The 19,347-nt window shown below is 55.0% G+C and carries 16 protein-coding genes; 10 read left to right on the top strand and 6 right to left on the bottom strand.

Annotated features, from left to right (window positions below; all coding sequences use genetic code 11):
* The first annotated feature begins 29 nt into the window (after nt 1-29).
* The 5 genes from BLR09_RS11070 to BLR09_RS11050 all read left to right on the top strand — a co-directional run bounded on the left by BLR09_RS11070 (nt 30) and on the right by BLR09_RS11050 (nt 8,534).
* Nucleotides 30-1,457 carry a SusD/RagB family nutrient-binding outer membrane lipoprotein gene (locus BLR09_RS11070; RefSeq protein WP_093201762.1) on the top strand — a complete coding sequence of 476 codons (1,428 nt, stop codon included), beginning with the start codon at nt 30-32 and terminating at the stop codon, nt 1,455-1,457.
* Between the two features lie 343 nt (nt 1,458-1,800).
* Nucleotides 1,801-2,643, top strand: coding sequence for a hypothetical protein (locus BLR09_RS11065; protein ID WP_093201759.1), 843 nt, complete (start codon nt 1,801-1,803; stop codon nt 2,641-2,643).
* Nucleotides 2,644-2,804: 161 nt separating this feature from the next.
* A complete protein-coding gene (locus BLR09_RS11060) occupies nt 2,805-6,101 on the top strand; it encodes a SusC/RagA family TonB-linked outer membrane protein (RefSeq protein WP_093201757.1) in 3,297 nt (1,098 codons plus the stop codon).
* A gap of 18 nt (nt 6,102-6,119) precedes the next feature.
* The gene (locus tag BLR09_RS11055) at nt 6,120-7,652 is read left to right on the top strand and encodes a RagB/SusD family nutrient uptake outer membrane protein (protein ID WP_093201754.1); all 1,533 of its coding nucleotides are present in this window, start codon (nt 6,120-6,122) and stop codon (nt 7,650-7,652) included.
* 243 nt (nt 7,653-7,895) lie between these two features.
* Nucleotides 7,896-8,534, top strand: a complete 639-nt coding sequence (locus BLR09_RS11050; protein ID WP_093201751.1) for an MgtC/SapB family protein — start codon at nt 7,896-7,898, stop codon at nt 8,532-8,534.
* 6 nt (nt 8,535-8,540) lie between these two features.
* Here BLR09_RS11050 and BLR09_RS11045 read toward each other — a convergent pair whose 3' ends face one another.
* Nucleotides 8,541-10,031: a TlpA family protein disulfide reductase gene (locus tag BLR09_RS11045; RefSeq protein WP_093201749.1), complete on the bottom strand. Its 1,491-nt coding sequence runs from the start codon at nt 10,029-10,031 to the stop codon at nt 8,541-8,543.
* 237 nt (nt 10,032-10,268) lie between these two features.
* Here BLR09_RS11045 and BLR09_RS11040 point away from each other — a divergent pair, with 237 nt between their 5' ends.
* On the top strand, nt 10,269-11,060 hold the full coding sequence (locus BLR09_RS11040; RefSeq protein WP_093201746.1) for a proline and serine-rich protein 1 family protein: 792 nt from the start codon (nt 10,269-10,271) through the stop codon (nt 11,058-11,060).
* A gap of 63 nt (nt 11,061-11,123) precedes the next feature.
* On the opposite strand, the gene BLR09_RS11035 is transcribed toward BLR09_RS11040, so the two are convergent.
* From BLR09_RS11035 to BLR09_RS11020, 4 genes are all read right to left on the bottom strand, one after another.
* Nucleotides 11,124-12,668, bottom strand: a complete 1,545-nt coding sequence (locus BLR09_RS11035) for a P-loop NTPase family protein (RefSeq protein ID WP_093201744.1) — start codon at nt 12,666-12,668, stop codon at nt 11,124-11,126.
* A 67-nt stretch (nt 12,669-12,735) separates the two neighbouring features.
* A complete protein-coding gene (locus BLR09_RS11030; protein WP_093201742.1) occupies nt 12,736-13,125 on the bottom strand; it encodes a type II toxin-antitoxin system death-on-curing family toxin in 390 nt (129 codons plus the stop codon).
* A 2-nt stretch (nt 13,126-13,127) separates the two neighbouring features.
* Nucleotides 13,128-13,325 (bottom strand): hypothetical protein, encoded by a 198-nt coding sequence (locus tag BLR09_RS11025; RefSeq protein ID WP_093201740.1) that lies wholly within the window; start codon nt 13,323-13,325, stop codon nt 13,128-13,130.
* Between the two features lie 33 nt (nt 13,326-13,358).
* Complete coding sequence (locus BLR09_RS11020; protein WP_093201737.1) at nt 13,359-14,468, bottom strand: vWA domain-containing protein; 1,110 nt, start codon at nt 14,466-14,468, stop codon at nt 13,359-13,361.
* 254 nt (nt 14,469-14,722) lie between these two features.
* On the opposite strand from BLR09_RS11020, the gene BLR09_RS11015 reads away from it, so the two are divergent.
* The 4 genes from BLR09_RS11015 to BLR09_RS11000 all read left to right on the top strand — a co-directional run bounded on the left by BLR09_RS11015 (nt 14,723) and on the right by BLR09_RS11000 (nt 17,965).
* Nucleotides 14,723-15,955, top strand: a complete 1,233-nt coding sequence (locus tag BLR09_RS11015; protein ID WP_093201735.1) for an alanine dehydrogenase — start codon at nt 14,723-14,725, stop codon at nt 15,953-15,955.
* 20 nt (nt 15,956-15,975) lie between these two features.
* Nucleotides 15,976-16,377 (top strand): hypothetical protein, encoded by a 402-nt coding sequence (locus BLR09_RS11010; RefSeq protein ID WP_093201732.1) that lies wholly within the window; start codon nt 15,976-15,978, stop codon nt 16,375-16,377.
* A 1-nt stretch (nt 16,378) separates the two neighbouring features.
* The gene (locus BLR09_RS11005) at nt 16,379-16,831 is read left to right on the top strand and encodes a class I SAM-dependent methyltransferase (protein WP_093201730.1); all 453 of its coding nucleotides are present in this window, start codon (nt 16,379-16,381) and stop codon (nt 16,829-16,831) included.
* Between the two features lie 84 nt (nt 16,832-16,915).
* Nucleotides 16,916-17,965, top strand: coding sequence for a saccharopine dehydrogenase family protein (locus tag BLR09_RS11000; protein ID WP_093201727.1), 1,050 nt, complete (start codon nt 16,916-16,918; stop codon nt 17,963-17,965).
* Between the two features lies 1 nt (nt 17,966).
* Here the strand turns inward: BLR09_RS11000 and BLR09_RS10995 are convergent, their stop codons facing one another.
* Nucleotides 17,967-19,109, bottom strand: coding sequence for an aminotransferase class V-fold PLP-dependent enzyme (locus BLR09_RS10995; protein ID WP_093201725.1), 1,143 nt, complete (start codon nt 19,107-19,109; stop codon nt 17,967-17,969).
* Nucleotides 19,110-19,347 lie beyond the last annotated feature (238 nt).

The following is a 19,347-nucleotide window of genomic DNA, read 5'->3' as shown; positions in this document are numbered from 1 at the left end:
AAAACCGAAAACCGAAAAAATCCATAGAGATGAAAAAATACCTGCTATACCTCCTCACCCTCTCTGCCGGGCTGACTGCCTGCAAGAGTGAGCTGGAGAACATCAACAAGAACCCGAACGAGACGACGACGGCGCAGCCGGATTACCTGCTGGCGAATGCCATCAAGTCCAATGCCGACCTGATCCTGGGTTCTGACGCGTCGATGGAGACGACGACGCTCTTCATTCAGTACTGGGCGAAGATTCAGTATACGGATGTGGATAAGTACACCACCAGCACGACGAACATCCAGAACGTCTGGACGAACCTGTACTCCCTCGGACTGACCGATTTCAACGAAATCATCAAAATCGGTGAGCAGACGAAGAACCCGAACTACCAGGCTGTTGGTCTGATCCTCAGATCCTGGTCGTTTCAGTTGCTGACTGACCTGTACGGAAACGTTCCCTACAGCCAGGCCCTCCGCATCAACGACTACCTGACGCCTCAGTACGACGCCCAGAAGGATGTGTATGCCGGCGTATTGGCGGACCTGAAAAAAGCAGTAGACCTCATCGACGTCAGCGGGAATAACCCCATCAAGGGCGATATTGTCTACAATGGAAACCTGAGCCGCTGGAAGAAGTTTGCCAACTCCCTGCGCCTGCGTGTAGCGCTGCGTATCGCTGACCGCGATGACGCGACGGCGAAGAGCGTCATCGCCAGCCTGAGCAAAGCGGACCTGATCGCGTCGAACGACGAAACCGCTCAGCTGATTTACCAGTCGTCTCCGAACCAGAACCCCGTTGCCCGCGACCGGGAAACGCGTGACGATTACCGCGTCAGCAAGACGGTTGTGGATAAGCTCGTGCAACTGAATGATCCCCGCCTGCCGGTATTCGCCAATAAAACAGCTGATTATACCCCGCAGGGTTATATCGGTGTGACGAACGGACTGCCGGCGGACTCTGCGGCCCGTCTCGGGTTCTCCAAAACGTCGAAGCTGGGCGATTACTTCACCACGGCGACATCTCCGGCGGTATTCCTGAACTATGCCGAAGTACTCTTCAACCTGGCAGAAGCCGCCCAGCGCGGATACATCCAGGACGATGCGGCGGCTCTGTACAAAGCGGCAGTGACGGCTTCTCTCCAGCAGTTCAGGGTAACAGCCGACGACATCGCGAAGTACCTCGCACAACCGGCTGTGGCATACGACAAGGCCAACTATAAGAAATCGATCGGCGAGCAGAAGTGGCTGGCGCTTTTCGGAGAAAGCCTCGAAGCCTTCGCCGAATGGAGACGCCTCGACTACCCCGAACTCAAGCCCGCCTATGCCGGCGTACTGAACGGAAAGATGCCGGTACGCCTGACCTATCCCGTAGGCGAGCAGGCCCTCAATAACAACAGTTATAAAGCGGCCGTTTCCGCGCAGGGCGCTGATCTGCTGACGACGAAGTTGTGGTTTGATGTGAAGTAAGAAGATATACACGCGATAGGAAGGCCGTCTCCATTATTTGGGACGGCCTTTTCGCATGAGGAAAGGGCATGGGAGTACTAGGCTTGCCTGATGCTTTGTCTGTGTCGTCTGTGAAGTCTGTGAGCGATTATTTCTCACAGACTTCACAGACGACACAGACAAATAGGAAATTAGTCTATTCATCCGCTTCTCTCATTTTAACCGGCTTTACAGGCATTTTACCCCGCCATTAACAGGCAATAGAACTAATTCAAGAACTTCAGGGGACAAACCGCAGGTTAACAATTCGGTAACGCTGGCTTGGTTTTCCGGTAACCTACCCGCATTTTCTTTGCGCCCTGTAATGAAAACGATTCTTTTCTTCCTGCTTCCCGTTGCCTGTCTCGGTCAGGCGAGTATCCGGCGGACGCTGACCGTCGATTCACTCGGCGCCTGCCAGGGCGTTTCTATGCAGAAAGGAAACGTGTATCTCTACGGAGACCGGGAAGTAGGCATGGTACGCGAGTACAACCGGCTGGGCGACAGCTTGGTTTACACCGGCCGGGAAGTGAAATTTTCGATTGATACTACCGACGTGATCGGTCATCCGACGGGTTTCGCGATCCGAGAGGGGTACCCGACCTTCATCGGAAACAGCATCCGGCTGAATAAGGAAGGTACCCGCTGGAAGGCCGTCATCAGTTGCGTCGACTGGCCGGGCCTCTGGAAAATCGGAAAGTTGCAGGGAAACCTGCTGAATACCATTGAAGACGACGCCTGTATTCAGGGTACCCGCCCGGAATACATCGACTACAAAGGCCATGTCTACGTGGCCACGGCCGACTATGGTAACAATGGTAACCAAGTCCGGCTCTATCGTCCCGAAAAACTGAAAAGTGCGAAAAAGACGAGCGAGCCGGGACTGGTATACGCCCGCTTCACCTGCTCACCGTTTGTGCAGAACCTGCACTGGATTCCGGAAAAGCGCCAGTTGGTGCTGGTCCAGAACCAGGTAGAAGGACGGCGCTGGCGCCTGACCTTCCTCGACTTCGACAAGTCAATTGCCGAAGGAAAAGAACACGTCCTCCGCGTAATAGATTTCGATCCGGCGGACGAGCTGGAAGGCTTCGTTCTCCTGCCCGGAGGCAAAGACGGCATTGCCGTGACATCGTCGCGGAAACGGAATGTGCATGTTATTGAGCTGTAGGCTTTAAGCTATAAGCATTGCGCTTCGGTCACCACTGCTTATGGCTTACAGCTTACAGCCTATAGCTTAAAACCCCCTAACCCCGTCAACCCCTCCATACCATATAAATTCCCGTCGCAGGTGCGGCGGGCGGGTCTTTCTTTTTCCCTTTCTCAATCTCCATGCAAAAACGTGTACTGCTCTGCTGGATGGTTCTGGCCTCGGCCGGACTGTCAGCCAAACCCGTTTCCGCTGTTCCGGCCCCGGTGCATCGCCACCAGGCCGACGTTCGCATCACCGGAATAGTCCGGGATGAAGCCAATCAGCCTCTTCAGGGGGTGACGGTCCTCCGGAAAGGCACAACCAAAGGTTCGGTGACGGATGCATCCGGTCGCTATGCCATTGATGCAGAAGCCGGCAATGTGCTGGTGTTTTCCTTTGTCGGTTTCGAAACGAAGGAAATTACCGTCGGCGCCCAGCAGGTGATCGACGTCCAACTGAACGCCGCCGCGCACGACCTCAGCGAAGTCGTCGCCGTCGGCTATTCCACCATGCGGAAAAGCGACGTAACCGGCGCTATTTCCAGCGTCAAGGCGAAAGAACTGAACCTGTCTACGCCGACGGTCGGCCAGGCGCTGGTCGGCAAAGTAGCCGGGGTGCAGGTCTCCCAGGTCAGCGGCGCGCCATATGTCAGCACCAAGATCCGGGTGCGGGGTGTCGGCTCGATCAATGCCAGCTCTGATCCGCTGTATGTGATCGACGGGTATCCGGCCGGTAACGATATTTTCCTGAATCCCAATGATATTGAGTCAATTGACATCCTGAAAGATGCCGCTTCGGCTGCGATTTACGGTTCCCGCGCGGCGGGTGGGGTCGTGCTCATTACCACCAAACGCGGCAAGGAAGGCAAAGGCCGGCTGGACTACGATTTCCAGTATGGGCTTAACCAGCTTTCCAAAAAAGTAGACCTGCTCAACGCCGATCAGTTTGCCCAGCTGGTGATCGACGGACGCAACAATACCTACAAGGACCTCGTCCTCGGAAAAGGCGTAGCCTGGAACGACGGGATGTATTCGGACGACAACGCCACCCGTATCTCCCGCGTTGGCAGCGCCAGTTCGGTCAGTATTCCTACCGAGCTGTATGACTTTGCTTCCCAGAAAATGATCAAGCCGAAGTACAACACCGATTGGCAGGACGAACTCTACCGGTCGGCGTCGGTACAGCGCCACAACCTGACCTTCTCGGGTGGGAAAGACGGCGTTCGTTATCTTGTCAGCGGCGGGTACCTCAACCAGGAGGGGATCATCGTCAGCACCCGTCAGGAGCGGATGAACCTCCGCGCCAATATCGATGCGCAGGTATCGAAAAGGCTGAAAATCGGCGCCAGTCTGGCGTTGACGTCTAATGCTAACCGTGAGGTACAGGAAGGCCGTTTTGACAAGGGACCGATCCTCGGCGCACTCATCTACATGCCGATTTTCAAGGCCCGGAACGAGGACGGATCGCTGTCGAAATTCGAAGCGTCGTCTCAGTCTGCCGCCTATGGTTATCAGACGATTGAGAACCCGGTTGCCCTCGCCACCGAAACGCAGATCCGCCGAAAAGGCCTCCGAAGCTACTACAATGGCAACGCCGCCTATGAACTCATGCCCGGCCTGTTTGCCAAGGTGAACCTGGGTATGCAGACGTACAACGAAAAGTACGACTACTACCTCCCGACAACCCTTTCCAGCGGTACCAACGCCCCCGGATCGCCGCAGGCTATTGCCGCTGCAACGGCTACCGCGCAAACAATCACGCAGGTCGACAAACTGGCCGAGTTCATGCTGACCTATAACAAGCAGTTTGGCAAGCATAACCTCGATGCCCTTGCCGGGTATACCGCGCAGAAGTTTGAAAGCGACCTGATCAGCGTGAGTGCCAAGGGTTTTACGGGTGACCGCATCCCGGAAATCACCGGAAAAGGTGCGGACGCCTCCTTCTTCACGCTCAACTCCGGTTCGGGTAAGGAAGCCTGGACGCTGCTCTCATACCTGGCGCGGGTAGGGTATCATTTTGATGAAAAGTATTTCGCAACGGTATCCTTCCGTCGCGACGGCTCTTCCCGCTTCGGCGCGCTGAACCGCTGGGGGATGTTCCCGTCGGTGTCACTGGGCTGGGCACTGTCGAAAGAATCCTTCTACCACGACTGGCTCGGAGCCGGTTCTTCCGTGAAACTCCGTGCGAGCTGGGGGCTGAGCGGTAACAACAACATCGGGAACTACAACGCGCAGGCCGTGATGTCGAACCCGGGCGGTGTGGTCTTCGGTAACAATACGATTGCGACGGCGATCTGGCCGGGAACCATTCGCGACCCGCGCCTGGGCTGGGAGTCGACCTCGCAGTTTAACTTCGGTACCGATATTGGTCTGCTCAACAACCGTCTGTTCGTCATCGCCAACTACTACATCAGCCGGTCGTACAACCTGCTGTTCAATCAGCCGCTGTCGGCTGTATCCGGTTCCGCCAGTATCCTGACGAACCTCCGTGATTCCAAAGTGGAAAACAAAGGCCTTGACCTCCAGGTAGATGCCCGCGTGATCCAGCAGGGTAGTTTCAAGCTGAACATCAGCGGAAATATCTCGGTCAACCGGAACAAGGTCCTCGACATGGGCGGCGCGAGTACCATCATCACCAACGGCGCCGAGCGTTCGTACCTGACGCACATTACCCAGACTGGTCAGCCCATTGGTATGTTCTACGGTTTCAAAGTGAAAGGCATGGTACGGGAGAAGGACGTGGAAAACCTTGCTATCGACAATGCGAATTACAACTCGGCTACCCAGTCGTTCCCGCAGGGATATGTACTGAAAGGCCCGGCCCGCTCCACGGCTTCCAGCAATACCCTCAAGCCGGGTGACCTGTATTTCGAAGACGTCAACGGAGACGGAGTTGTCAACGATGCCGACAAAACGGTCATCGGCAGCCCGTATCCGAAGTTTACCTATGGTTTTGCGATCAACGCCAGCTATAAAAACTTCGATTTCAGCTCCTCTTTCAACGGCTCGCAGGGCAACCAGGTACTCGACGGCCAGGACTACTACCTCTACAACATGGAAGGCTCGGGCAACCAGTACTCGATCGTGGCGCAGCGCTACCGCTCGGAGGCCGAACCCGGCAACGGCCAGGTATACCGCGCTTCCCGCGGGGGTACTCAGAGCAATAGTACCCGTCTGTCGACCTTCTACCTCCAGGACGGTTCCTACCTCCGCTGTACCAACCTGACCGTAGGCTATACCCTGCCCGGCGGGTTGATCAAGGGGTTGACCAGCGCCCGGGTATATGTAGGTGTGGACAATGTCTTTACGGTCACGAAGTACAAGGGCTATAACCCCGAAGTAGACTACAACAACGGCGCGAACCTGACGCCGGGTGTCGACTACGGCAAGTATCCCCTCGTGCGGGCATATAACGTTGGTGTGAAGTTAAGCTTCTGATTAACAGGTATTCTGGACATGAATAAGAAACTCTTTTATATCGCGGGATTAGCCGCCATGCTTTCGGTGCAGGGCTGCGGAGAGAAATTCCTGGTCGAAAACGACCCGAACTCCATCCCGGCAGGGACATATTTTCAAACGGAGAACGACGTGCTCCTCGCCGTCAACGGTGCATACCAGTCGCTGCGCAGCGGCGACGGCCTCGGTGAAAACTCCGGGCTGTATACCGACGAACGCTCGGACGATACCGGCCGGAATGATAACCAGTCGAACGCCGGCGAACCCTTCCAGTTCAACGACTTTTCCATCCTCCCGAGCAACACGTACCTGAAGCGGCACTGGCTCGCGCTGTACACGACCATCACCCGGTGCAACCAGATCCTGGATAACATCGACAAGGTGAAGTATGCGTCGAACGATACAAAGGCTGTCTACGCTGCCGAAACGAAGTTTTTGCGGGCGATGACCTACTTCCACCTCGTCCGGAAGTGGGGCGATGTACCGCTGGTGACGAAGCAGCTGAATACCATCGAAGAAGTATCCGCCAATACCTTCCGGGAAAAGAAGGAAAAGGTATACGAACTCATCGTCGCCGACCTGAAGGAAGCCGCTGAAAGTCCGCTGCCGAATCACCAGCCCCTTGCGTCCAAAGGCCGGGTATCGAAAGCCGCCGCGCATGCGCTCCTTGGGAAGGTATACCTGACGATGGCGACCACGCTCGACGCCGCCAACCGCGCTGCGAATCTCGCCTCGGCGAAAACCTACCTGACCTCGGCCTATACCATGCGGACGTTCGGGCAGCTGAAGGAGATTCCCTATGCCGACGTATTTAATGTGGATAAGAAGTCGACCAATCCTGAAATCATCTTCCAGATCGTGTATAAGCAGGGAGACATCACCTATTCGTCCAGCATCGCGGCCAACAACCAGGCCAAAGGCGAGACGATCAACTCCCAGAAACCCGGAACGGGCGTTGGCGGAAACGTTACCCCGGACCTCGTGAAGGAGTATGAAGACGGTGATCTGCGGAAGGACTTCTCCATCAAATACGCCAATGACGCGACGGTGAAAGACTACTTCATCACCAAATTCCGCGATGTCAGCGCTGCCGCCGGTACCAATGGCTACGGCGGAAATGACTGGATTCTGCTGCGCTATGCCGACGTCATCCTGATGCTGGCGGAGGTAAACCTGTACCTGGGCGACGACAAAACGGCCATTACCTACCTCAACCAGGTACGGGAGCGCGCTGCCCGCCCGGCATACGAAGCCATGCAGACCGACGCCGTTTACACAAAGAAATTCCCGACGCTGAAGCTCGCTATCCTGCACGAACGCCGCGTGGAGCTGGCCTTCGAACACCAGCGCTGGTTCGATCTGCTGCGTTTCTTTACGACGGACGAACTGACTACTTACATGCAGTCCAAATCCCAGGCGGATTTCGGTACGGCCAAGCTTTCCAACTTCGGAAAGAAAGACCGCTATTACCCGATTCCGTTCGACGAATACAAACTCAACCCGACGAAAATGTATCAGAACGACGGGTACTGAGACGGGCAATAGGCTATAAGCTGTAAGCAATAGGCTTTAAGCTATAGGCAGGGCGATGAGTCTTGCTTATAGCTTAAAGCCTGTTGCTTACAGCTTCTCTGCGCGGATCTCTTCCGATCCGTTGTGCGGGAGCGGGCATTTTGATTACTTTCGGGGCTTTAAGCTGTAGGCAGCAGGAATGCCGTGCCTAAAGCCTACAGCTTATAGCCTAAAGCCTACAAAAGCCTCCGGCCAACGTACCGCATGGACCTCTTTGAAAACAGCATCGCATTACAAATGGGCGTGTCGCTCATCGTGGGGATTACCATCGGCCTCGAGCGGGAACTACGCGGAAAGGCGGCGGGTCTCCGGACGTTTGCCCTGATTTGCATGGGTTCGACCATCTTCACGATTATATCCAAGGAAATCGGATACCCGTCGTCTACCGACCGGATCGCATCCAACATCGTCACCGGTATCGGTTTTCTGGGCGCCGGCGTGATTTTCAAGGAGCAGGACCGGGTAGCCGGGCTGACGACCGCCGCCGCCATCTGGGCGACATCATCACTGGGTATGGCCATCGGAGAGGGGAAATTCTGGCTGTCTGTTCTCGGAACGATTGCGATACTGACGATCCTGGTTGTTTTTCACTACGTCGAAAAAGGCCTCAACCGCCTGCACCTGGCCCGAAGCTACCGGATTGTGTACCAGGATCCTACCGCGCTGGGCGACCTTTGCCACGACCTTTTCAAAAAATACAACCTGTCGAGCAGCCGCGGGCCGCAGTCCCTACACCGGGAATACATCGTCAGCAACTGGAAGGTTCGTGGAAAACGCGCCAATCACGAGGCGTTTATAGCAGAGATGATGAAGGACCCAAAGGTGAGGGAGCTGGGGTATTGAGAGAGTTCAGGGTGTCTGTGTCATCTTCGTAAGCAGCGGCGCCGTTTCAGGGCTTCCGGCGCCCGGAGCGTTGCCAATGGCAAGGTTGCCTTTCTTGTCGAAAATCATATATCGAGGTATGGCAGCAATTTTTTGCTGACGAATGAATCCGGAAAGGTCAGGGTTCAGCACCAGATAACTTGCCTTGTGCGTGTCAAGGCCCTCCTGAACCAGCGCTTTCTGCCATTTGGCCGGGCTGTCGTCCAGCGATAAATACAGGAATACAACGTCTTTTAATTCCTTCCGCAGCGCCGCGGAAGCCGGAAATGCCGCCCGGCATGGTGCACACCAGCTGGCCCAGAAGTCGACGTACACTACCTTTCCCTTGTGCATGTTGAGGATGTCCGCCAGACTGGTTTTTACTCCCGCCGTATTTCGGAGCGTCAGCGACTCCGACGGCACCCGATCCGACTCCAGCGATGCAGAAAACTCTTCGCGGAGGAACGCGACCAGCGTCGGATCGGACGCCAGCCGGCTGAATTTTTCAAAGTACGCCTGGACATCCTGCCTGGAATAGTCTTCGCGGATAGCTCCCAATTCGCGGGCGAGTAATGCGTCTCGGTCTTTCGGAGGAAAAAGCGGAGACGATGCGATCCGGTCGAAGATGACCCGGTTGTCGGGACGGAGGTAACTCTTGTGGATCAACGGAACCGTCGGCACCAGTTTTTCTTCTACAACTGTCGAAACAAACTCCAGGTAGTATTGATCATACGCCCCTGATTGCCAGGGTGTATGTGAGGCCATCCATTGGTAGAGGGTACTGTCCGGAACATCCCCGGCGACTACATCGATCCGGCGCCGTACCTGCGTGATTTTGTCACGGTTGAATGCATAAAGAAACGCCGGAATACGATTGGCCTGGTGAAGGGAGTCGTTTCTCTGTTCCGCAGCAAGCATTTCTTTCCGGGCACGTGTATCGAGCTCCTTCCGTACCTGAAGTACTTCCTGTCGTTTTCTGCGCTCTTTGTCTTCCGGGGTAAATTTGGACCAGTTGGGATGGCGCAGCGTCAGCCGCTTCCTGACGAGCAGATAGGGGTTCCGGTAGACGCCCAGGGCTGAGTACTCACCGGGTGCAACAGGGCCAGCAAATACGCCCGGATAAAAGAGCCCCTGTTTGTTGCGCACAGTCAGCCCCTCCGGAAGATAGGTAATGGTCAGCGTATCCCCTGGCCGGACCGGAAAATCGACGTAATCAAAGTGATTCAACGAATGGGAAAATACTGCCGAACTCCCCTCCGGTGAAAGCGTCAGCGGCGGCCTCGGAGTATCGGCTTTTGATTCGATAGGTCGGGAAGAAGACGAATCATGCCAGGTGATCGGATACGGCATAGGGCCGATCGATTGGTTCGGCGTAATTGAAAAGCGACCGTTAAAGGAGTGCCCGTTGGCAAATCGGATCACCGCTGGTTGTGCTAGTGTGGCGATGGACAACAGGAGCAGGGGGATAACCTTGATCATCGGGTTGCAGGGAATAGATTTTGGTAATAACTAACATCCCTGATTTTTAGTATCTGACCGGTGAAAACAGAACTCCCAAAAAGGTTTGCCGATGACTATCACGACATTATTGACAAATACGGCATTGGCTTTATGTCTGCAGGCGTCTCCACACCGTCGTTTTTTAGCTCTTTTTAACGCCCGAAACTTGGTACGAATCCTACCTTTTTGTTCGTTTGAAGGCAGATATCACATGCTATGAAAACGCCCATTCGATTTGTCCTGTTCGGGCTGGGTTTGCTGACGGCAAACGCGGCTATCGCTGATACTGAATTGTTTATCGAAACGCCGGCCGGAAGCCGGATGACGGTAGTGGTAAACGATCAGTCCATCACCAATGCTACTGGCCGCTTTCGCTTCTTCGACCTGCGACCCGGTCAGGCACAGGTGTTGTTTTACCGGGGAAATTACCTCCTGACCCGTCAGTGGGTCAACCTCCGGCCCGATACCCGGACCATGGCCCTGCTCCACCCGCAATGGGGATTCCGCGTCAGAGGAACGTATCCGCTATACGGCAACAACGGCGGAACGCTGCCCGACTGGCAGAACAGCCCCAATCAGCCGGCGCCGGACGACGATCTGCCATCTTTCCGGAAAGACGATCCGCAGCAAAACAGCCAGCCGGATACCGACGGCCGGTTGCTTCCGGCTAATCCGGACAAGTCTGCCAGCCCGGATACCGGCGGCCGAACTTCCCGCGGAGAAGTCATGAGCGAAGATGAATTCTTTCAGTACCAGGAAGCACTGAAACGTACCGAAGCAGGCAAACGCCTCGATTTTGCGAAGAAAACGTTGCCAAGACAGGGTTTTTCCGTCAAGCAACTGAATACGATTCTGAAGCAGTTTTCTGAAACGCAGGAACGGTTGGAAGTAGCGAAACTGGGGTGGGATTATGTAGACAACCGGTCTGATTTTGAATCGGTGTATGATCAGTTTGCGTTCAAAAGTGATAAGGATGTGCTGAGAGAGTATTGTGACCAACATCCGTGATAGTCTGTGAAGTCTGTGTAGTCTGTGAGCTAAATTTCTCACGGACTACACAGACTTCACAGACTATCTTCTTCTGAAATCTTCGTCATCCTCCTCCTCGTCATCCTCATCTTCCCCAAAGTCCAGACCCGCCATCAGGCTGTCTGTCAGGTCCTTGAACTGAAGCCCCTGGTCGAGCGTCTTTTTGCTCAGCAGCGAAAACTCAGCCATTCCGTGCAGGACAAACTCCATCAGGAAGAGCTTCTCGTCGCCTTCGGCAGAGGGTTGGAACTGTTCGACAAATTCATCCAGCCCGTCAATCGTCAACAGGCGGTTCCGGTAGTCTTTTTCGGTCAAATCACTGAGTAAATCCAGGTGATTTTCACTGAACCAGTCCTGTACCTTTTGATAGGGATTGGCTTTATTCTTAATCTGCTTTTTAAGCTTTTCCGGATCCGGGAAGTAGTTGAGAAACTGGGTTTTAATAGCCTTGCTGACGAGGTTCATCGCCACGATGTACGGCCCTTCCACTTCGCCTTCGTATACCAGTTCCACTTTGCCGGTGATGGCTGGTATGACCCCATACAAATCTGACAGTCGGACGTACGTGCTCGTTTCCCCGTTGAGCAGCGCGCGCCGTTCGGCCGTTGAGATCAGGTTTTCAAAAGCAGAAATAGTCATACGGGCCGAGACGCCGGACTTGGCGTCAACGTATTCGCTGGCCCGCGCTTCAATGGCAATCTGCTCGATGAGGTCTTCCGTCAACTCGTTGATGGTGACGATTTCCTGCCCTTCCTTCACCAGGGCTTCCTGCCGGGTAATACGCTTTCCGATTTCCAGGGATTTCGGATAGTGCGTCAGAATCTGGCTGTCGATCCGGTCTTTCAGCGGCGTTACAATACTGCCCCGGTTGGTGTAATCTTCCGGGTTGGCAGTGAAAACAAACTGAATATCCAGCGGCAGGCGCAGCTTGAAACCCCGGATCTGAATATCTCCTTCCTGCAGGATATTGAACAGGGATACCTGGATACGGGCCTGTAAATCAGGTAATTCGTTGATGACAAAGATACCCCGGTGTGAGCGTGGAATGAGTCCGAAGTGAATTACCCGCTCGTCGGAATAGGGAAGTTTGAGGGTCGCTGCCTTGATCGGGTCGGCATCGCCGATGAGGTCGGCAACGGATACGTCAGGTGTGGCCAGCTTTTCGGTGTAGCGCTCGTCACGGTGCAGCCAGGTAATCGGCGTGTCGTCTCCCTTTTCGGCGATGAGGTCCACGGCATAACGGGATAGCGGCTGAAGCGGATCGTCGTTCAGCTCGGAGCCTTCGACGACGGGAATATACTCATCCAGCAATCCGACCATCAACCGGGCGATGCGGGTTTTGGCCTGTCCCCGGAGACCGAGGAGGTTGATATGGTGGCGGGAGAGAAGTGCCCGTTCCACGTCGGGGATAACGGTGTCTTCGTATCCATACACACCGGGGAAAACCGGCTCTCCTGCACGCAGCCGGGCGATGAGGTTACGGCGCAATTCGTCTTTGACGGACTCGGGCTGATACCCTGCGGCCTTGAGCTGGCCGAGCGTCCGGAGGGTTAGTTTGTCGGAGGAAGAAAGCGTGAAATAGGACATTAATGGTGGTTTTGATGTGGAAAATCAGAAGCGCTATGGGCAACTGAGTAATGCAAGTAGCCAGGATCTATGCTCCTTCAACTGAGAAAATATGAGCTAAGGCCCAGTTTGAAAATTCTTCCCGGTCAAGAAGTCCTGCTGCAAGATCAAGCATAACCTTTTCCTGGTCGGCAATCGGTGCGATGAATTCAAATCCATTTAGTTTCAACAGCAGCAACATCGCGGCGTGCCCGATCCGCTTGTTTCCATCTATAAAAGGATGACTGGTCACAAGATAAAAGCAGAGAGCGACGGCCTGCAATCTGACATCCGGAAATAGCGGTTCTCCGCCAAACGACATAAAAGGCTGGTGGATAGCGCTTTCAAGACTTCGATGGTCCCGAATACCCGTCGCTCCGCCTGATTTTTGGATTACGTAGTCATGAAGCTCAATCAGGTCTCTGATGGTAATTGTCATGACTACGCCAAACGTTTGTAAAGCTCCAGATTCTGATCAACGACCTCTCTCATCAGGCGTTTTTTTCGTTCTTCTGCTGTCTCAAGAAGGCTTGAGATGGTCTTCTGGAGGAGGGCGTCGACAGTAATTCCCTGTTCCTCCGCCTTTAACTCCAGTTGCTGTAATTTTTCTTCTTCGATTGATAGCTGAATCGTCGTCATACAAGTCGTAGATAAGCCAGGTGATGGTCTGATTTACCGCACATTCTTCTTCCGGTTTCGTTCAAAATCTTCGAAAATGAACTCTCCAAGCCCTTTCAGGCTGGAATAATATGCCCGCCCGTTGTTGGTTTCGGTAAACTTCCGGACAAAATCCTGGAGATACGGGTCCCGGGCGATCATGAACGTGGTAATCGGAATCTTCAGCCGCCGGCACTGCGCCGCCAGCGTGAGGGTTTTGTTGAGAATCTTGCGGTCCAGCCCGAAGCTGTTTTTGTAATACCGGATGCCTTCTTTCAGGCATGTCGGCTTGCCGTCGGTGATCATGAAGACCTGCTTGTTCTTGTTTTTCCGGCGTCGCAGCAAGTCCATCGCCAGTTCCAGTCCGGCCACCGTATTGGTGTGATACGGACCGACTTCCAGGTAGGGGAGGTCCTTGACCTGAATCTGCCAGGCGTCGTTACCGAAGACGATGATGTCGAGCGTGTCCTTCGGATACTTCGTCATGATCAGCTCGGAAAGCGCCATTGCGACCTTTTTGGCCGGTGTAATGCGGTCTTCTCCGTACAAAATCATGGAGTGGCTGATGTCGATCATCAGCACAGTACTCGTCTGGGCCTTGTACTCCGTGTCAACGATTTCGAGGTCGTTTTCAGTCATCCGGAATTCACCTATGCCGTTGTTGATCTGGGCGTTCCGGATGGACTCTGTCATCGCGATCTGTTCGAGCGAATCACCAAACTGAAAGGACCGGCGGTCGGAGGTAGCTTCGTCGCCCGTTCCCACATGAGGCGTGCGGTGGTTGCCGCCGGCGCGGGATTTTTTGAGCTTGCCGAAGATTTCGTCGAGCGACTGCCGCCGGATCGACTGCTCGCCTTTGGGTGTCAGAACGACTTCGCCGTCGCCCGGCTGTTCGGTGATATACCCCTTCTGTTTGAGGTCGTCGAAGAAATCCCCGATGCCGTAATTTTCGTCGGTAAGTTTGTACTGTTTGTCCAGCTGAGTGAGCCATGCCATAGCCTGGGAGACATCACCGCTGGTCATCGTCAGCAGCTGGTTGAAGATATCCAGCAGCTGATCGAACTTTGCTTTCTGCGAATCTTGTTCCACGACCGGAACAAATTCAGAAAACCGGTATCCCTTCATAGCAAAATGGTTAAGTCCCTGCCGGGAATTTCTTCCAAGTTAAACACTGTCAACGGGATAACCCCAAACCGGCGGATAGAGTTTGTTTCGCCCGGAAAAGTTGGACAGGCACGTTTCTTGTAAAAGTCTATCTTTGTGTGTCCGGAAGGTCAGTCGCCCGGCTCCCAAACAGGAGATCAGGCACCTGGATTCCCCGCGCAAACATCACCCGAACGCATACTACCAGGTTTAGTTACCTAGTTAACTACCTCATCATGAGTGTCCCGCAAGTGCAGCAGTCCGATTTTGAATCACTGGCCCAGCAGACGCTGTTGTATCCTCAGGAACAACTTGCCCCCGTCAAAAATCAGCGGCACTCGCTGCAGATCGGATTACCCAAGGAGGTGTCTTTTCTGGATAACCGCATCGCTTTAGTGCCCGAAGCGGTTCGCCTGCTGGTACGGAACGGACACCATATCGTCGTGGAAAGCGGAGCCGGAGAAGGCGCGCAGTTCACGGATCATGATTACCGGGAAGCCGGCGCCCGCATCGTGTACTCGCCGGAAGAGGCCTATGCCGCCGACGTGATTCTGAAGGTGGAGCCCGTCACCGAGGCCGAATACCGGTACCTTCGCCGGGGCAGTACCCTGATTTCCGCCCTGACCATTCCCAACCGTACACAGGAGTACTTCAGTGCCCTGAACGAAAAGCAGGTTACGGCCATTGCCTTCGAATTCATCGAAGACAAATCCGGCGCTATGCCCATTATCCGGACCATGAGCGAAATCGCCGGCAGTACCGTCATGATGATCGCTGCTGAATACCTTTCCGGCGTTCACCAGGGTAAGGGAATTATCCTGGGAGGTATTACGGGTGTTCCGCCGACCAAAGTCGTGATCGTCGGAGCCGGAACCGTAGCCGAATACGCTGCCCGTATGGCCCTCGGGCTCGGGGCGCAGGTACAGGTGTTCGACAAGGATATGTACCGCCTGCAGCGCCTGCGTTATGCCGTTGGGCAGCCGATCTATACCAGTGTGATTCATACCGAGCAACTGGCAGATGCCGTCCAGCAGGCCGACGTCGTTATCGGCGCCATGCGCGGGGAAGAAGGCCGCAGCCCGATGATCGTGACGGAAGAAATGGTGACCCGCATGCGCACGAGCTCGGTTATCATCGACGTCTCGATCGATCAGGGCGGAAACGTGGAAACGTCCGAGATGACGACGCACCGGCAGCCTATGTTCCGCAAGCACGGCGTCATTCATTATTGCGTGCCGAATATCGCCAGCCGGGTCGCACATACAGCGTCCATCGCGCTGAGCAACGTATTTACGCCTTTTCTGCTCCAAACCGGTACCCTTGGCGGCATCGAGGAAATGATGTTCGCCAACAAGTGGTTCATGAAAGGCGTTTATTGTCACAACGGGTCGATTACCAATGCGCACATCGCCCGGCTGTTTAACCTGAGATACAAAGACCTGGGATTACTCCTGGCCGCCAGGCGGTAATCTGTCCTACTTTTTTTGTCATGATCGACGAACCCGAAGCACTATCCAATGCCCCGAACTCGCCTGAGCTGAGCGGGAAATACCTCGGCATCATCACGGCTGATTTCGTGAAGGTAGCCGAGTTTATTCAGGAAGCCTCACACCAGATCCGCCGGCGAGGATTTTCGGAATACCCGATTTTCGTGGCCTGCCGTGAACCGCAGACGCTCGGTACCGTACTCATCGCGCGGGGTGAAATGAATCACAACGAATGGTTTTATTCGGCGACTTTTCTCGAAGAATTTCTCCAGCGTGAGATCATCGGAGAAGACGGCGAGGAGATGTTTAAAGAGAACTTTAAAGACCCGGCAGAATTTGCCTGTCTGTTTGTGATCGACTCGGATTTTACCCGTTTTATTTTCGTTCCCTATCCCGAAGATTGACATGGGCTTACTGTCGTTTTTGTTCGGAAAGAAAAAAGGCGGCGCGGTTGCCGGCCTTATCCGGAGCCATGCATCCGGCGGTTCGGTATTGTCGCTGGGACCGGCGGAGAGCTGGTCTGACGTACCCGAACGGAGCTATGGCAACTGGGTGGCGGTAGACCGGTCCTTCCGCGACAGAGACGTCAGCAAACAGGTTCGGACCGTCCGGCAGTCAGTGGATTCCTACGTTCCGGAGCAGTCTTTTTCCCTGGTTATTTTTGATAAGACAGCTCCGGACGAATTGCCGGATCTGCTTCACCGGTTTGAATCCGCGCTGGCGCCCGGCGGTGCGTTTATTGTCTCCCTGTCCGACTCCCGACAGGCCCGCAAGGCCTGGGAAGTGCTCGGCCGCCGCTACCGGACGCTCGACGAAACCGAAAACGGCGACACCGTCACCCGCCTGCTCAGTTTATAGCAAAGACGAAGAAGAAAAGTTGCGTATCATCTGCCGATCGCGGATATTACCGGCCAGTATTCTTCATCGAAACGCTATAAACCTATGAAAAACGTACTCGTGGTGGGGATGGGTAAGGTCGGCTCGCTGGTCGGTATTCTTCTTTCCAATAAGTTTGATGTCACCGGCCTCGACAAAGCCGCTCCTTCGCTGCCGTTCCGAACAGTACAGGGCGACGTCACAGACCTGAGCCTGCTCGAACGCCTTATTCCGGAATTTGACACGGTTGTTTCCTGTCTTCCCTATAATCTCAATCTCCCTATTGCACGCCTGGCTCATCGCTTCGGCAAGCATTATTTTGACCTGACGGAAGACGTCCCGACGACGGCCGCCATCCGCGAAATGGCCGAAACCTCGGCCGGTATCATGGCGCCGCAGTGTGGCCTGGCTCCCGGGTTTATCGGGATTGTGGGCTCGGATCTGGCCAAACGGTTTACCCGCCTCCGGGATATCGAATTGCGCGTCGGAGCCCTGCCACGCTATCCGAACGGCCTGCTGGGGTATTCCTTTACCTGGTCGCCGGCGGGTGTGATCAACGAATACCTCAACGATTGCGAAGTCATCCAGAACGGCGAGCGGAAAATGGTTCCTGCACTCGACGGCCTGGAAGTTATCAACATCGAAGGCCAGGAGTTTGAATCCTTCAGTACTTCCGGCGGCCTCGGAACCATGTGCGAAACCTTCGCCGGAAAGGTCGATACCCTCAACTACAAAACCATCCGCTACCCCGGTCACGCCCGGTTGATGAAGTTTCTGTTGTATGAACTCATCCTCAAAAACCGCCGCGAACTGGCCGAGGAAATCCTGACGGAGGCCAAGCCGCCCGTGCGGGACGACGTCGTGTATGTCTATGCCGTCGTCGAAGGCTACCAGGATACCCACCTTGCGCGGGAGGAGTTTTACCGGGCCTATCACCCCCGTACCATCAACGGCAAGGAATGGCGGGCGATTTCGTGGACAACAGCGGGGTCGATCGCGGCGGTCGTCGAGATGGTAGCCGAAGGAACATTGCCGCAAAAAGGCTTTCTGAAGCAGGAAGAAATTCCGCTCGACGCCTTTTTACAGACGCCGACCGGATCGTTCTTCCGGGACTGATTCAAATCGCTTCTGTCAGTGCCTGCGTCAGCGCCTGGATGTCTTCGGGCGTGTTGTAGACGTGGGGAGCTACGCGCAGGGTCGTGCCCCGGGTGGATATGTATACCCGGTGGCGACCCAGCGCTTCCCGCAGCCGGTCCATTGATAAGGTTGGGTGCTTCAGTCCGAACAGGTGCGCGGCGCGATGTCCGGCTTCTTCTATTTCATAACCCAACGATATCCAGGTATCTGTTTCGGCGCCGACCAGCTCATGGCAATACGATTGCACGCCCTCTGGCGTCCAGGAAAGCAGCAGTTGCAGCCCGGCCTCGAGCATAGGTATCTGGATAAAATTACTCTGCTCGCCCATGGAGTAGCGACTGGCGCCTTCGCGGTATTCGGAGGTATAGTCCATCAGCAGGCGGAAATCCTGCGCGCCTTTCCGGTTGATCCAGGAATATTCGATCGGGTCGCCACCGTCGAACGCCGGGCCGTACCACGCCAGGCCCAGGCTGTAGGCGCTCATGAGCCACTTGTAGCCGGCTACAACGAGGGCATCGGCATGAGCGGCGGCTATATCTACCGGGAAGGCGCCGACGCACTGGGTACCGTCAAGGACGAACAGCGTATCCGTTTCCCGGCAGCGTTTTCCGATGGCGGCGACGTCGAAAAGGAGGCCGTCCGACCAGTTTACCGGCGCGAGTACCACCAGTGCGGTTTCAGCGGAGATGGCTTCCAGAATGCGACGGTTCCATTCCGGTCCGCGGTTTTGTTTGGGATCTGCAATGGTGCGGATCGTCAGTTCTTTCGTCCGGCAGACGTCTTCCCAGGCATAGTAGTCCGATGGAAATTCTCCTTCGATGAGCAGGATATGCTGGCCGGGGTGGGCGCGGAGGTTACGGGCGACTACCGCCATGCCATACGAAACGGAAGGAATAACCGCGACGCGGTCGGCCGTCCCGTTGATCAGCCGGGCAAAAAGCGCCTTGACGCGGTCGACGCCCTCGAAGTAAGCCGACGGAGTAATTTCATACGGGCGGGACTTGCGGAGCAGTCCGGCGATACCGGCTTCCTCTACCGGTTTGGGCAGCGGCGACATACTGGCGCCGTTGAGGTAGTGGACGTCGTCCGGAAGGGAAAAGAGGTGTTTTTGACAGGTAAGCATGGCTGATATCTGGTAAAAATCCGGGTAAACCGGACCGGAAAATAACTATTTGCCTGCCGGTATGCGGAGAACCGGAGGTCTGTCGTTGTGGTGTTCAGGGGGTAAATCCACAAAGCCCGGAAAAAGGTCCGGAAAAGGCGAAGAAATTTGTCATTTTCTTGGAAAAAAAGGCCTGTTTCTGCCCAAAAAATTGTATTTTTACCCAATTTATTTCGGATCTGCAGGCGATGGCCGCGGC

Origin of the sequence: Siphonobacter aquaeclarae, assembly GCF_900103285.1 — a bacterium.
Taxonomy (GTDB): domain Bacteria; phylum Bacteroidota; class Bacteroidia; order Cytophagales; family Spirosomataceae; genus Siphonobacter; species Siphonobacter aquaeclarae.
This window is presented reverse-complemented; position numbering and strand designations above follow the sequence as displayed.